This is a genomic window from Streptomyces sparsus (assembly GCF_054776295.1).
In genome coordinates this window covers 1-14198 of record NZ_BAAHCA010000050.1, presented here as the reverse complement: position 1 = coordinate 14198, position 14198 = coordinate 1, and the positions used below count along the sequence as shown (strand labels likewise).

At 71.3% G+C, this 14198-nt stretch carries 13 protein-coding genes; 3 read left to right on the top strand and 10 right to left on the bottom strand.

Annotated features, from left to right (window positions below; all coding sequences use genetic code 11):
- On the top strand, positions 1-935 hold a 935-nt coding region (locus tag ACYVE9_RS05715), incomplete at its 5' end, for a PP2C family protein-serine/threonine phosphatase (RefSeq protein WP_461026611.1).
- Between the two features lie 51 nt (positions 936-986).
- Here ACYVE9_RS05715 and ACYVE9_RS05710 read toward each other — a convergent pair.
- From ACYVE9_RS05710 to folC, 10 genes are all read right to left on the bottom strand, one after another.
- Complete coding sequence (locus ACYVE9_RS05710; RefSeq protein WP_461026610.1) at positions 987-1607, bottom strand: DUF6879 family protein; 621 nt, start codon at positions 1605-1607, stop codon at positions 987-989.
- Positions 1608-2010: 403 nt separating this feature from the next.
- Positions 2011-3168: a HesA/MoeB/ThiF family protein gene (locus tag ACYVE9_RS05705; protein ID WP_461026609.1), complete on the bottom strand. Its 1158-nt coding sequence runs from the start codon at positions 3166-3168 to the stop codon at positions 2011-2013.
- 254 nt (positions 3169-3422) lie between these two features.
- Positions 3423-4607 carry an FtsW/RodA/SpoVE family cell cycle protein gene (locus ACYVE9_RS05700; protein ID WP_461026608.1) on the bottom strand — a complete coding sequence of 395 codons (1185 nt, stop codon included), beginning with the start codon at positions 4605-4607 and terminating at the stop codon, positions 3423-3425.
- Positions 4604-6739, bottom strand: coding sequence for a penicillin-binding protein 2 (gene mrdA / locus ACYVE9_RS05695; RefSeq protein WP_461026607.1), 2136 nt, complete (start codon positions 6737-6739; stop codon positions 4604-4606). Before mrdA ends, ACYVE9_RS05700 begins: the two co-directional genes overlap by 4 nt.
- Before the next feature lie 13 nt (positions 6740-6752).
- A complete protein-coding gene (mreD, locus tag ACYVE9_RS05690) occupies positions 6753-7460 on the bottom strand; it encodes a rod shape-determining protein MreD (RefSeq protein ID WP_461026606.1) in 708 nt (235 codons plus the stop codon).
- A gap of 4 nt (positions 7461-7464) precedes the next feature.
- Entirely contained in the window at positions 7465-8535 is a 1071-nt protein-coding gene (gene mreC, locus ACYVE9_RS05685; RefSeq protein ID WP_461026605.1) for a rod shape-determining protein MreC, read from the bottom strand.
- Positions 8536-8652: 117 nt separating this feature from the next.
- Positions 8653-9672 carry a rod shape-determining protein gene (locus ACYVE9_RS05680; RefSeq protein WP_461026612.1) on the bottom strand — a complete coding sequence of 340 codons (1020 nt, stop codon included), beginning with the start codon at positions 9670-9672 and terminating at the stop codon, positions 8653-8655.
- 298 nt (positions 9673-9970) lie between these two features.
- Complete coding sequence (gene ndk, locus ACYVE9_RS05675) at positions 9971-10384, bottom strand: nucleoside-diphosphate kinase (protein WP_461026604.1); 414 nt, start codon at positions 10382-10384, stop codon at positions 9971-9973.
- A gap of 86 nt (positions 10385-10470) precedes the next feature.
- Entirely contained in the window at positions 10471-10806 is a 336-nt protein-coding gene (locus ACYVE9_RS05670; RefSeq protein WP_461026603.1) for a DUF4233 domain-containing protein, read from the bottom strand.
- The gene (gene folC / locus ACYVE9_RS05665) at positions 10806-12344 is read right to left on the bottom strand and encodes a bifunctional tetrahydrofolate synthase/dihydrofolate synthase (protein WP_461026602.1); all 1539 of its coding nucleotides are present in this window, start codon (positions 12342-12344) and stop codon (positions 10806-10808) included. Before folC ends, ACYVE9_RS05670 begins: the two co-directional genes overlap by 1 nt.
- Positions 12345-12611: 267 nt before the next feature.
- Here folC and ACYVE9_RS05660 point away from each other — a divergent pair, with 267 nt between their 5' ends.
- Entirely contained in the window at positions 12612-13100 is a 489-nt protein-coding gene (locus ACYVE9_RS05660) for a ribose-5-phosphate isomerase (protein ID WP_461026601.1), read from the top strand.
- Between the two features lie 143 nt (positions 13101-13243).
- A complete protein-coding gene (locus tag ACYVE9_RS05655; RefSeq protein WP_461026600.1) occupies positions 13244-14074 on the top strand; it encodes an Fpg/Nei family DNA glycosylase in 831 nt (276 codons plus the stop codon).
- The last annotated feature ends 124 nt before the right edge of the window (positions 14075-14198 follow it).

The following is a 14198-nucleotide window of genomic DNA, read 5'->3' as shown; positions in this document are numbered from 1 at the left end:
TGGCCCGGACCGGGGCGCACAGCGGCGTGCTGCTGCCGGTCATGGTGGACGGGGCGGTGGCGGCGGTGGTCGCGGCGTTCGCCTGCGGTGCGCGGAAGCCGATCGGCGCGGCGGACCGCGACCTGATGCGGGAACTGGTCGAGCAGGCGCACGCGCCGCTCAGCCATGCGCTGCGCCTGCAGAGCAGTCAGCGGGTCGCGCTGGCGTTGCAGCGCAGTCTGCTGACCGATCCGCCGGACGTGCCGGGCCTGGAGATCGCCGTCCGCTATCTGCCCAGTCCGTCGGCCGCCGAGGTGGGCGGGGACTGGTACGACTCCTTCGTGCTGCCCGACGGCAGCACGACGCTGATCATCGGCGATGTGGCCGGGCACGACCTGGACGCCGCCGTCTCCATGAGCAGGCTGCGCAACATGCTGCGCGGTCTGACCGTCGACCGCCAGGCCCCTCCGGGCGACGTGCTGCGCCGGTTGGACGTCAGCGCGCAGACCCTCGACGCTGAGGAGGGGACCGCCACCTGTGTGCTGGCCCGCGTTGAGGGTCCGGCGGGCGGTGCACGGCGGCTGAACTACTCGGTGGCCGGTCATCCCCCGCCGCTGCTGGTGGGTCCGGACGGTGCGACCCGTTTCCTCTGGGACGGCCGCGGCCTGCTGCTGGGCGGGCCGCTGCCCGAGCAGCCCAGGGACAGCGCGACCTGTCCGCTGCCGCCGGGCGGCACCCTGCTGCTCTACACCGACGGCCTGGTGGAGCGCCCCGGGGAGGACCTCGACGAGGGGCTGCGGCGGCTGGCCGGGCTGGCTGCGTCGTTGGCGGGGGTGCCCGTCGAGTCGTTCTGCGACGGGCTGCTCGCCGATCCGGCCGGTGCCGGGCGGGACGACGTGGCGATGATCGCCCTGCGCCTGCCCGAGCCCCCGGGGACTCCCGGGCCGCTCACCTGACCCACGTCGTCCCGGCCCCCGTCGCCCGGCCAGCGCCGTGAGGTGCGCCGCTCACCCGCGCGGTGCCGCCAGGGGGGCGATCTCCCTCGGGAAGTACGTCTCCAGCCCCTCCCCCGCCGCGTACAGCCGGCGCACGAAGGTGCGGGAGCGCTCCACGACGTCCGGCCGGGTGAAGCGGGTGGCGCCGTCGGGCACGCCGTCGGGGGTGTAGTCGAGCACGTAGACGGCCTCGGTACCCAGGACGCACAACTCTGGCAGGGGCCCTCGCGGCTCGTGCCGTGCGACCCGGTCCGCCTCCAGCACGGAGACGTTCTCCCCGTACTCCCGCTTGACGTGCAGGATGTTCAGCTCCCACTGCACGTAGGGGGTGACGGGCCGCTCCACGACCCGCACCCGGTGGTGGCCGAAGCCCGCGCCCCTGATCCTCCCGAAGTACTGCTCGTACTCCGGGCGCAGTTCCTCCATGTGCCGCAGGGACGCCTCCCACTCGCCCTCGCGGAACGCCAGCCAGCTCGGGAAGTCGCCCTCGTCGTAGTGCTGCATCCGCTCCAGCTTCCAGAAGCCCTCACCCCCGATGCGCCAGAAGCGTTCCATGAAGTCCGGTGTGTAGGCCTCCTGTTCGAGGCGGGTTCCGTCGGCGGCGTCGAAGACGTCACGCACGATGTCACGCATACAAGGGTTTCCTCTCTTCTGTGGTGGCACGCCACGACCGGTGCTGACGCCACCGGGTGACGGGCCGGAGGGTGTGGACGGCGACGAAGGCGGCAAGCGTCAGGACGGCGTCGGACACGTCGAGCACGGAGCCGGGCGCGGCCAGTCGTGCGCACGCCCGGATGACCAGGCAGGTCTCCGCGGGGACGGTGAAGGCGGCGAACCCCGCCAGGCAGAGGGCCGCTCAGCCCGCGTTCCAGCAGGGCGAGCGCCGGCACACCGTGTGCGGGCAGGGCGACCAACACGCGGGGCTCCCGCCGGCCCACGATCCACTCGTCGAGGTCCGCCCGCCTGCTCGGCCGGTGCGGCAGCATCCGCGAGTCGGGCCGGACCCGGATCCCCGCGTTCTCCCCCCGGCCCCGCGTCATGGGGCGGTTTCACCGCACACGACGCAGTCGGGCCGACGGGCGACCGGTTCCAGGCCCGGCTCTCCCGGCAGCATGAGGTTGAACTCGAGCCGGAACCCCGGGCCGAGCGACGGTACCCCGGTGAGCACCGCGAGTGCGGCGTACACGAACAGGGCGCCCGCGAGTGAGGCCGTGACGGCGTTCACCGGGCTCCAGGGCATGCGCGGTGAGACGGTGTCCGGATGCCGGCCGGGCGGGAGTCCAAGGTCGCGGGAGTGTGCCTGCGTGGTCCTGAAGCACTCCAGGCATCCGCTCCGGCCCGGCAGGTAGGCCCCGACCGTGACGAGCGGTCCCTGGTAGCCCCCGTCGATCCAGGGGGTGCCGGCGGCCAGGCAGGCCCGGTTGGTCCAGGCGCGCAGGGCGGCCGGCCGGTCCGCGCCCAGGACCAGCAGGTCGTAGCTCCGGCCCGGGTCCGTGCCGGGCCGCAGCAGGCGCAGCAGGTCGTCGACGTCGCGGACCTCACCTGCCTCGCCCGTCACGGCGACGTCGGAGTTCAGGGCGCGCAGCGACTCCACGGCCGCTTCCACCTTGCTCCGGCCGATGTCCCGCTCCCGGTACAGCACCTGGCGGTTGAGGTTGGAGAGTTCGACCACGTCGAAGTCCACGCAGTGCAGTTGTCCCACGCCCGAGGCGACCAGGCCCTGGGCCGCGGTCCCGCCCGCGCCACCGAGGCCGATCAGCAGCACGCGGGCCCGGGAGAGGGCGAGTTGCAGGTCCCAACTGCTCGTCCGGGCGGAGGAGTCCATCCAGCGGAGCAGGGACACGCCGCGGCCGTAGCGTTCCCGCTCGCGCGTGGAGAACTCGGCGGGGACGGGTGCCGCGGCGTCCTCCAGGAACCCGGCGCGCCGCAGGTCGCAGATGGCCCGGAGCACGTCGTCCTCGTCGGGAGCGGCGTGGTCGCGGGCGACGTCGGCGGCGATCTGGCGGGGGGTGCGGCTGCCGTCCAGCGCCTGGGTCAGCGCCCACACCCAGCCCTCCGGGTCCTCGATCTCGGCCCCGATGCCGTGGATGACGCTTCCGATGCGCACGTGTCCGTCGACCGTCAGATAGGGGCGGTGCTCGGGTTTGACGCGCGGCCGTAACAGCTCGGCAGCCGCCCCGTTCCGCTCCTGCACAGGCGCTCAACTCCCGTAACTGACAACCGACTTGACTGCCGGAGCCGCTGTGGCAACGTTGGCATGTTAGCGCCAGCACGCAGGGAGGAGGCGAGCATGGCCACCAGGATCACGATCCGCCCGCTGGACAAGAAAGAGACCACGGGCGACAGCCAGGGAACGAGCAACTGACCGCGTCGCCCGGCATCACGCACCGGACGGTCAGTCCCTGCGCCCGCAGGCCGTCCGGGCCGGTGGGCGCAGGGATCGACCGCCTAGGCCGACATCGGGCGCTGTATGCGGATCGACTGGAGTATGCCGACGGCGATCCAGACGGCGAACATCGACGTTCCGCCGTAGGACACGAACGGCAGCGGCAGACCGGCCACCGGCATGATGCCGAGCGCCATGCCGATGTTCTCGAAGGACTGGAAGGCGAACCAGGCGATGATGCCCGCGGCCAGAATGGTGCTGTAGAGGTCGGTGGCCTCCAGCGCGATGCGGCAGGCCCGCCACAGCACGACGCCCAGCAGCACGATGATGAGGCCGCCGCCCAGGAAGCCCAGCTCCTCGCCGGCCACGGTGAAGATGAAGTCGGTCTGCTGCTCGGGCACGAACTGGCCGGTCGTCTGGGTGCCCTCGAACAGCCCCTTGCCGGTGAGCCCGCCGGAACCGATCGCGATTCGCGCCTGGTTGGTGTTGTAGCCGACGCCGGACGGGTCCAGGGCCGGGTTGGCGAACGCCGCGAACCGGTTGAGCTGGTACTCGTCGAGCAGATCGAGCAGCCAGACCGCGACGGCTCCGCACACCGCGGCCGTGACCAGGCCGATGACCCAGCGGTTCGACGCGCCGGACGCCAACAGCACGCCGAGCACGATCACCGACATCACCATGACCTGCCCGAGGTCGGCGACGACCGCGATCGGCAGGGCGCCGAGCGCCAGCGCGTGCAGCACGGTGCGCTGGTCGGGATAGGTGCGGTCGCCCGCGTCCACCTTCGCGGACAGCACCACGGCCATCGCCAGGATGATGGTGACCTTGGTGAACTCCGAGGGCTGGAGGAAGAACCCGCCACCGAGGTCGAGCCAGGCCCGTTCGCCGTTGATCGTCGCGCCCAGCGGCGTGTAGACCAGCGCCACGAGGACGACGGACACCACGAACAGCAACGGCATCGCGGACCGCATCCGCCGGTGGCCGAGCCACAGCACCGCGGCGCTCATCAGAAGGCCGATACCGGCGTTGACGAGGTGCTTGACCAGGAACTGGTGGGGGTCGCCGCCGGTCAGCTCGGTGCGGTTGCGGGTGGCGGACCACACCAGCAGGGCGCCGAACGCGCACAGAGTCAGCGCGGCCAGCAGCAGCGTCCAGTCGAGTCGCCGGGCCAGCGAGTCACGGGCGGTCAGCTTGGCCCAGGTGGTCTGGGGCCCGTACCGGCTGCTGTCGAAGGAGTGGGTGCTCATGAGAACTCCGCGTCGCGCCATGCCTTGACGACGGACGCCTTGGTGCGCTGCGCCTTGATGTTGCCGTCCGACCCGATCGTGGGCAGCTTCTTCTGCGGCGTGAACAGCAGCGCCTGCTTCTTCTTGATGGAGCCGTCCTCCTGAACTCCGTACAGCGCGTCGTAGATGTTGCGCACCGCCGGACCGGACGCGCCGGAGCCGGTGCCCGCCTGGGAGATGGTCATGATGACGGTGTAGTCGTCGGTGTAGGTGGCCAGCCACGACGTGGTCTGCTTGCCCTGCACCTGGGCGGTACCCGTCTTGGCCCGCATCGGGATCTTGTCGTGCGGCCAGTCGCCGAAGCGCCAGGCGGCGGTGCCCCGGGTGGCGACGCCGCGCAGTGCGGAGTCCAGCTTGCGCAGCGTGCCGGCGGTGGCGGGCACCTTGCCGCGCTTCTCCGGCTTGATCTCCTCGACGGTGCGGCCGTCGGGGCTGATGATGGCCTTGCCGACGCGGGGGCGGTGCAGCGTGCCGCCGTTGCCGATCGCGGCGTAGGCGGTGGCCATCTGGATCGGGGTGACGAGCGTGTCACCCTGGCCGATGGCGTAGATGATGCTGTCGCCGGCCCGCAGGTTCATGCCCTCGACGCAGTTCTCCCGGGCGAGCCGGGTGACGTAGTCGTCGGAGTCGGACTTGCCCTGCTTGCACCAGCCGTCCTTGTTGGCCTTCCAGTAGTCCTTCTTCCACTGGCGGTCCGGGATGCGGCCGGTGACCTCGTTGGGCAGGTCGATGCCGGTCTCCTCGCCGAAACCGAAGCCCTTGGCGGCCTTGTAGAGGTACTCGTTCGGCTCCTTCGGGTTGAGCCCGCCGTCCTTTCGCCACTCGCGGTGGCCGAGCGCGTAGAAGACGGTGTTGCAGGAGACCTCCAGCGCCCGGCCGAGGCTGATCGGGCCGTGGCCCTGGGACTCGAAGTTCTTGAAGGTCTGGTTGCCGAGGGTGTAGGAGGAGCTGCAGTTGTAGGTGTCGTCGAACGGGTAACCGGCGTTGACCGCGCCCGCGGTGGAGACGACCTTGAAGATCGAGCCGGGGGCCGCCTGCCCCTGGATGGCGCGGTTGAGCAGCGGGAAGTTGGAGTCCTTGCCGGTGAGCTTCGTGTACGTCTTGGCGTTGATGCCGCCGACCCAGGCGTTGGGGTCGTAGGCGGGGTTGGAGGCCATCGCGACGATGCGCCCGGTCTGGGTCTCCATGACGACGGCGGCGCCCGAGTCGGCCTCGTAGGGCCGGCCGGTGATCTTGTCGGTCTCCGTCCGGGCGACCTTCATGGCCTTGCTGAGCTGCTTCTCCACTATCGCCTGCACGCGGGAGTCGATGCTGGTGACGACCGTGGAGCCGGCCTCCCCCTTGTCGCTCTCGGCCTCACCGATGACACGGCCGAGCTTGTCCACCTCGTAGCGGGCGACGCCGGCACTGCCGCGCAGGGCCTGGTCGTAGGTACGTTCCAGTCCCGAACGGCCGATCTGGTCGGACCGCAGCAGCGGCGAGTCGGTGTCCTGGGCCTCGCTGACCTCCTCGTCGGTGACCGGCGACAGGTAACCGAGGACCTGGGAGGTGCCCGCCTTGTAGGGGGCGGGGTAGCGGCGCATCGCGGTGGGCTCGGCGGTGATGCCGGGGAAGTCCTCGGCCCGTTCGCGGATCTGGAGGGCCTGCTGGGTGGTGGCCTCGTCGGTGATCGGGATCGGCTGGTACGGCGAGCCGTTCCAGCACGGCTGGGGGGTCTCGGCGTTGCAGAGCCGCACCTTGTCGGCGACGTCCTTGTAGGACATGCCCAGCACTTCGGCGAGCCGGGTGAGCACGGCCTCGCCGTCGTCCTTCATCTTCATCAGGTCGGTGCGGCTGGCGGACACCACCAGCCGGGTCTCGTTGTCGGCGATCGGCACACCGCGGGCGTCGAGGATGGCGCCGCGGGTGGCGGGCTGCACGACCTGCTGCACGTGGTTGCCGGCGGCCTCCTTCTCGTACTCGTCGCCGTTGCGGATCTGGAGGTACCACAGCCGGCCGCCGAGCGTGAGCAGCAGGGAGAAGACCAGGATCTGGATGGCGACAAGTCGGATGGTGACGCGGGTCGTGCGCCCGGTCTCCGGAATGTTGCTCACAACGCCCCCTCGCTCACAGTCGTTTGACTCCCTTGATGCGGCCGACCCGGCTACGGGCCTGGCGGCCCAGCAGGGAACCGCCGCCGCCTCCGTAGCCGGTGCCGCGTCTCCCGCTCTTCGACAGCCGCCCGTTGAGCCGGCCGCCGCCGGCGCCCATCAGGCCGAAGGTGCCCTCACCGCCGGCTTTGGCGGAGCCCGGGGCCGACTCGGCGAGCGGGTCGTTGTCGGCCCGCCGGGCCAGCGCCATGATCAGCGGCACGGTGAAGGGCGCGAGCAGCAGGTCGTACAGCGTGGCGGTGAGCAGCAGCCCGCCGAGGCCGACGTGCCGGCCGGCGGTGTCACCGACGAGCGCGCCGACGCCGGCGTAGAGCAGCGTCGAGGAGAGCGCCGCGGCGGCGACCACCAGCATCGGGCCGGTGGCGCTGCGGTGCTGGCCGGTCTCGGGTTTGGTGAGGCCGGCCGCGTAGCCGACGACGCACAGCACCAGCGCGTAGCGGCCGACCGCGTGGTCGGCGGGGGGTGCGAGGTCGGCGAGCAGTCCGGCGCCGAAGCCGATCAGCGCGCCCCCGGTGTGGCCGTAGACGAGGGCGAAGGCCAGTACGGTCAGCAACAGCAGGTCGGGGGTGGCGCCGGGCAGTTGCAGCCTGGCGAGCACACTGACCTGGATGATCAGGGCGACGACCACCAGCGTGGTCGACAGCAGCATCCGGTTGAACCGCATCGATTCAGTCCCCTTGCTCGGCGGCGTCTTGGTCGTCGGCGTTCTGCCGGTTGCCGGCGAGACCTGCCGGATCCTGTGGGTCGTCAGGTTGCTGCGGGTCGGCCGGGGCTGCGGGGTCGGCGGGGTCCTGGGGCTCGGCCGCGCCCTGCGGGTCGGGGGCGTTCTCCGCGCCCGGGGTGACGGTCACGGTGACGGTCGGGGTGGGCCTGGCCTTGGGCGGGTCGGGCAGCACCATGTCGCGCGGGTCCTCGCGCGGGGGCTGCACGACGACTCCGACGATGTCCAGCTTGCTGAAGCCGACGTAGGGCCGCACCCGCACCGTCCGGGTCAGGTCACCGCTGCTGGGGCTGACCTGGATGATCTCGCCGACGGGCACGCCGGGCACGAACGGCCTGTCGTTGCTGGAGCCGAAGGTGACCAGGCGGTCGCCGCGCTTGACCGACGCCTTGGCGTTGAGCAGCTGCACGGTGAGCGCGCTGTCGCCGCGGCCGTTGGCGAAGCCGATCTCGCCGGTCTTCTCCATCCGGGTGCCGACGGTGAAGTCCGGGTCGGTCGCCAGCAGCACGGTGGACGTGCTGGGGCCGACGGTGGTGACGCGCCCCACCAGGCCGTCGCCGTTGAGCACGGTCATGTCCCGGGTGACGCCGTCCCGCTCACCGATGTCGATGGTGATCGTCCAGGAGAAGCCCTGGGCCGCGCCGATGGCGATGACCTGGGCGCCCTTGACCCCGTACTGGCCGGCGGCCGCGGTCCTGAGCAGCTTGTCGAGTTCGGCTGCGCGGGTCTTGTTGCGGGCGTCGGAGCCGAGGCGCTGCTTGAGTTCGGCGTTCTCGCGTTCCAGGACGGCGATGCGACCGTGCCGGTCGCCGGAGTCGCGGACGGCGGCGATGGCGTTGCCGACCGGGTCGACGGCGGTGGCGACGCTGTTCTCCACCGGCCCGAACACGGTGGCGGCGCTGTGCCGTGCGCGGTCCAGCGGCGAGCTGTCACCTCCGCGGAGGTCCATGGTGATCAGTGCGAACGCGACGGCGACCAGCAGTACGAGCAGCAGCCGGCTCTCTCGTGTGTCCCTCACGTGTGACGGCCGTGCCTTTCCCCTTGTGGAACCGTTTCCTGTGGGCTGTACAACCGGGCTGTACAACGAGCTGCCGCCCGTGGGGCAGTCGCCTGAGCGACGGACCCCTCGTTCGGGTTACCTGCGCGGCTGGGAGTCCAGGACCTGCTGGAGCGCCTCGAACTCCTCGACGCACTTGCCGGAACCGAGCGCGACCGAGTCCAGCGGTTCCTCGGCGATGTGGATCGGCATGCCCGTCTCGCGGCGTAGCCGTTCGTCGAGGCCGCGGAGCAGGGCACCGCCGCCGGTCAGCACGATGCCGCGGTCCATGATGTCGCCGGACAACTCGGGCGGGCACTTGTCCAGCGTCGTCTTGACGGCGTCCACGATCGAGTTGACCGGCTCCTCGATGGCCTTGCGCACCTCGGCGGCGGAGATGACGACCGTCTTGGGCAGTCCGCTGACGAGGTCCCGGCCGCGGATCTCGGTGTGCTCGTCCTTCTCCAGGTCGTACGCCGAGCCGATGGTGATCTTGATGTTCTCGGCCGTCCGCTCACCGAGCAGGAGGCTGTACTCCTTCTTGATGTGCTGGATGATCGCGTTGTCCAGCTCGTCGCCGGCCACCCGGATGGACTGGGCGGTGACGATGCCGCCGAGGGAGATCACGGCGACCTCGGTGGTGCCGCCGCCGATGTCGACGACCATGTTGCCGGTGGCCTCGTGCACCGGCAGTCCCGAGCCGATGGCGGCGGCCATGGGCTCCTCGATGATGTGCACCTGCCGGGCACCGGCCTGCGTCGACGCCTCGATGACGGCCCTGCGCTCCACTCCCGTGATGCCCGAGGGGACGCAGATGACGACCCGGGGGCGGGCGAGGTAGCGGCGCTTGTGGATCTTGAGGATGAAGTAGCGCAGCATGCGCTCGGTGATCTCGAAGTCGGCGATGACGCCGTCCTTGAGTGGGCGGACCGCCACGATGTTGCCCGGGGTCCGTCCGATCATCTTCTTCGCCTCGGCACCGACCGCCAGGATGCCCCCGGTGTTGGTGTTGATGGCGACGACCGATGGCTCGTTCAGGACGATCCCGCGACCCCTGACGTACACCAGCGTGTTGGCAGTCCCGAGGTCGATTGCCATGTCACGGCCGATGAACGACATGTTGTTCGCCATGAGGATACGTCTGGCCTTCCAGCAGAAGCGGTGGTTACGAGGGGAGGGCAGGATGCGCTGCGGGGCGGCGCGGAGGCACTGTCCGCCAGATGCCCCCATCGTAGTCGCGTCCGTTCGAACGCGCCGCGAGGGCTACTGACCATTGTCCGCGGAACACGTGCCGTCCCCTTCTCTGGTGACGTCGTGTCCGGGTGATTCGTTCCCGGCCCGTCCGCGCGTATACCAAAGGGCGATCGAGTTCCCTCGGTCGCCCCAGGTCAAGTCCCGCGCGGACGGTGACACGCCGTCAGGAGAGGCCGGGGAAGAAAATCTTCATTTCCCGTTCTGCGGACTCCTCGGAGTCCGAGGCGTGAATGAGATTCTCCCGGACGATCGTGCCGAAGTCACCCCGAATGGAGCCGGGAGTGGCCTGGATCGGGTCGGTCGGGCCGGCCAGCGCGCGCACACCCTCGATGACGCGCTCCCCGGTGACGACCATGGCAACGGACGGTCCGGAGGACATGAACTCCACCAGCGGCTCGTAGAAGGGGCGGCCCTGGTGCTCGGCGTAGTGCTGCTCGAGGATGCCGCGGTCCAGCGTGCGCATCTCCAGCGCGCTGATCTCCCAGCCGGCCTTGCTCTCGATCCGGCGGAGGATCTCGCCCACCAGGCCGCGCCTCACCGCGTCAGGCTTGAGAAGGACGAGGGTGCGCTGGCTCATGTCGCGGCTCCTTGCTGCAAACGGGTGTGAATGCGCCGAGATTACAGGGAGCGATCAGGGCGCCGGTATCCGGACCCGGGAGGACGTCAGGCCGCGTCGGCGGCGAACCGGGCCCGGGCCTCGTCGATCTTCCGTCCGAAGTGGATGGACGCCCACCACAGGCCGGCGAACACCAGTCCGAGGAAGAACATCACCGGCAGCACCAGGCCCGCGGCGATCAGTCCCCCCTGCAGGACCCAGCCCAGTTGCAGGCCACCCGGCCGGGTGATCATGCCGCACAGCAGCAGGCACAGCGCCATCGCGACACCGCACACCAGCCACACGGTTCCCGTGCCGTGGTCGGACAGCTGCATGGCGACCAGCCCGGCGAGGCCGATGACGAAGAACTCCCCGATCAGGGTGGAGGCGCAGAGGGTGCGCATCAGCCGTCCCTCCCCAGCAGCAGGCGGGCCTCACCGACGGTGATGACGGACCCGGTGACGAGCACCCCTGCTCCGGCGTACTCGTCCTCCTCCTCGGCGAGTGTGATCGCCGCCTCCAGTGCGTCGTCGAGCCGCGGCTCGACCACCACACGCTCCTCACCGAACACCTCGACGGCGAGCGCGGCCAGCGCGTCCACGTCCATCGCGCGGGGGGTGGCGTTGCGGGTCACGACGACCTCGGCGAGCAGCGGTTCGAGGGCTTCCAGCAGGCCGCGCACGTCCTTGTCGGCGCTGGGGCCGACCACGCCGACGAGCCGGCTGAAGGCGAAGGCCTCACCGATCGCGGTGGCGGCGGCCTGCGCGCCCGCCGGGTTGTGCGCCGCGTCCAGCAGCACCGACGGACTGGTGCGCACCAGCTCCAGCCGCCCGGGGGAGGTGACGGAGGCGAGCGCGGTCCGGATCACGTCGACGTCCAGCGTGCGGTCGTGGACGGAGCCGATGCCGAAGAACGCCTCGACCGCCGCCAGCGCCACCGCCGCGTTGTGCGCCATGTGCGCGCCGTGCAGCGGCAGGAACAGGTCCGGGTACTCGCCGCCCAGGCCGCGCAGGGTCACCAGCTGGCCGCCGACGGCGACCTCCCGACTGACCACGCCGAACTCCATGCCCTCGCGGGCGACGGTGGCGTCCACCTCGACGGCCTTCTTCAGCAGCACGGACGCGGCCCCGACCGGCTGCTGGGACATCACCACCGTGGCGTCCTGCTTGACGATCCCGGACTTCTCCGCGGCGATCTCCTCGGGCGTGCCGCCCAGCCGGTCGGTGTGGTCCAGGGCGATCGGGGTGACCACGGCGACCTGGGCGTCGATCACGTTGGTGGCGTCCCAGCTCCCACCCATGCCGACCTCGACGACGGCGACCTCCACGGGCGCGTCGGCGAAGGCCGCGTAGGCCATCGCGGTGAGCACCTCGAAGAAGGAGAGGCGGTGCTCCTGGCCGGCGTCGACCATCTCGACGAACGGCTGGATGTCCCGGTACGTCTCGACGAACTTCTCCGCCGGGACGGGCGTCCCGTCGATGCTGATGCGTTCGGTGACCGACTGCACGTGCGGGCTGCTGTAGCGGCCGGTGCGCAGTTCGAAGGCGCCGAGCAGCGCCTCGATCATGCGGGCGGTGCTGGTCTTGCCGTTCGTGCCGGTGATGTGGATGGCCTGGTAGGCCCGCTGGGGCTCCCCGAGCACGTCCATCAGGGCGCTGATCCGGTCCAGCGAGGGCTCCAGCCGGGTCTCGGGCCAGCGTGCGGCGAGTTCCTTCTCGACCTCCCGCAGCGCCCGGTCCAGCTCCGGGTCGGTCGGCCGGGTGGGCACCACGTCGCCCTGCGGTGAGGACTGGGTGCGCAGCGTGCGGCTGCCCGCCTCGATCACCGCCAGATCGGGATCGCGGGTGGTCTCCTCCCCGACGATGTCCGCGAAGGCGTCGGACGTGTCGGGAGGCCCGGAGTCGGGGTCCTGGGGGCCGGGGTTGCCGGGGGTGTCGCTCACGTCAGCCAGTCTACGGAGCCCGGGCGGGGGCCACCCAGCGGCGTCGTCCGTCCGGGCCCGCGACGGAGGTCCGCCACCTCTCCCGGCGAGCGGTACCGCGGACGCCGGCTCGGCTTCCACCGCGGACAGACGTCCTACCAGGTCAACGTCTCGTAGCCGGTCGGCGCGGAGGCCTCCGGGCCGACCGCCCACGAGCAGGCGAAGCGCACGCTCCAGCCGGAGTGACCCGGCTCGGAAACACCGCCCCACCCGTGTCACACTCGTCGCATGCGCGTCTACCTGGGCTCCGATCACGCCGGCTACGAACTCAAGAACCACCTCGTGGAGTGGCTGCAGGAGGTGGGTCACGAGCCCGTCGACTGCGGGCCGCACATCTACGACGCGGCGGACGACTACCCGCCCTTCTGCCTGCGCGCGGCCGAGCGGACCGCCGACGACACCGAGAGCATGGGCATCGTGATCGGCGGGTCCGGCAACGGCGAGCAGATCGCCGCCAACAAGGTCCGCGGGATCCGCGCGGTGCTCGCGTGGAGCGAGCAGACCGCGCAGCTGGGCCGGGAGCACAACAACGCCAACGTGCTGAGCGTCGGCGCCCGCATGCACAGCACCGAAGAGGCCCAGCGCTTCGTCGAGGTGTTCCTCGACACCTCCTTCACCGGTGAGGAGCGGCACCAGCGCCGCATCGACATGCTGAGCATCTACGAGGCGTCGGGCAAGCTTCCGGACATTCCCGCACACCACCCGCAGCAGGACTGATTCCCGGGGCGTCCGCCACCCGGCGGACGCCCGGATCGCAGACGTACCGCCCGACCGCAGACCGACCGTTCGCGCGGCCGGAGCCCGGCCGCCGCACTCGGCCGCGTCCGGCCCGCGTCCGGCGGCGCCCGCAGGAGCCCGCCATGCCCGAGGGGCACACGATCCACCGGCTCGCCGCCGACCTCGGCGAACGATTCGCCGGACGGCCGGTCGTGGCGTCCAGCCCGCAGGGCAAGTTCAGCGACGGTGCGGCCCTCGTCGACGGCCGGGTGCTCGTCCGCACCGACGCCGTCGGCAAGCACCTCTTTCTCGGCTTCGCCGCCGGAACACCGGACCCGTCCGACCTCGGCTGGGTGCACATCCATCTCGGGCTGTTCGGCAAGCTCGGCTTCGGCCGGGTTCCCGCCCCGCCGCCCACCGGCACGGTGCGGCTGCGCCTGGTCAACGAGCTGGCCTACGCCGACCTGCGCGGCCCGACCGCGTGCGCACTGCTGACCGAGGCCGACAAGCAGGCCATAGCCGACCGGCTCGGCCCCGACCCGCTGCGGGACGACGCCGACCCCGACCGCGCCTGGGCGCGGATATCCCGCAGCCGGACCAACATCGCCGCGCTGCTGATGGACCAGAAGGTCATCGCGGGCGTCGGCAACGTCTACCGCGCCGAGGTCCTCTTCCGGCACGGCGTGCACCCCTACCTGGCCGGGCGGGAACTGAGCCGGGACACCTGGCAGGCCCTGTGGTCGGACCTGGTGGAACTGATGCGCGAGGGCGTGCGGCTCAACCGGATCGACACCGTCCGCCCCGAGCACACCCCGGAGGCGATGAACCGCCCGCCGCGTGAGGACGACCACGGCGGCGAGGTGTACGTCTACCGCCGGGCCGCGCGACCGTGCCACATCTGCGGCACCGAGGTGCGCACGGCGGACCTGGGCGGACGCAACCTCTTCTGGTGCCCGGGCTGCCAACGCCCCTGAGGGCTGCCGTCGCCCACGTGCCGCGGGCCCCCGTACCGATGGCCCCCGTACCGCGGGCCCCCGTGCCGGGAGCCCCGCTCCGGGCGCGGCTGCCTGGGGAGCCCCCGCGTTCGGAGTGCCCCCG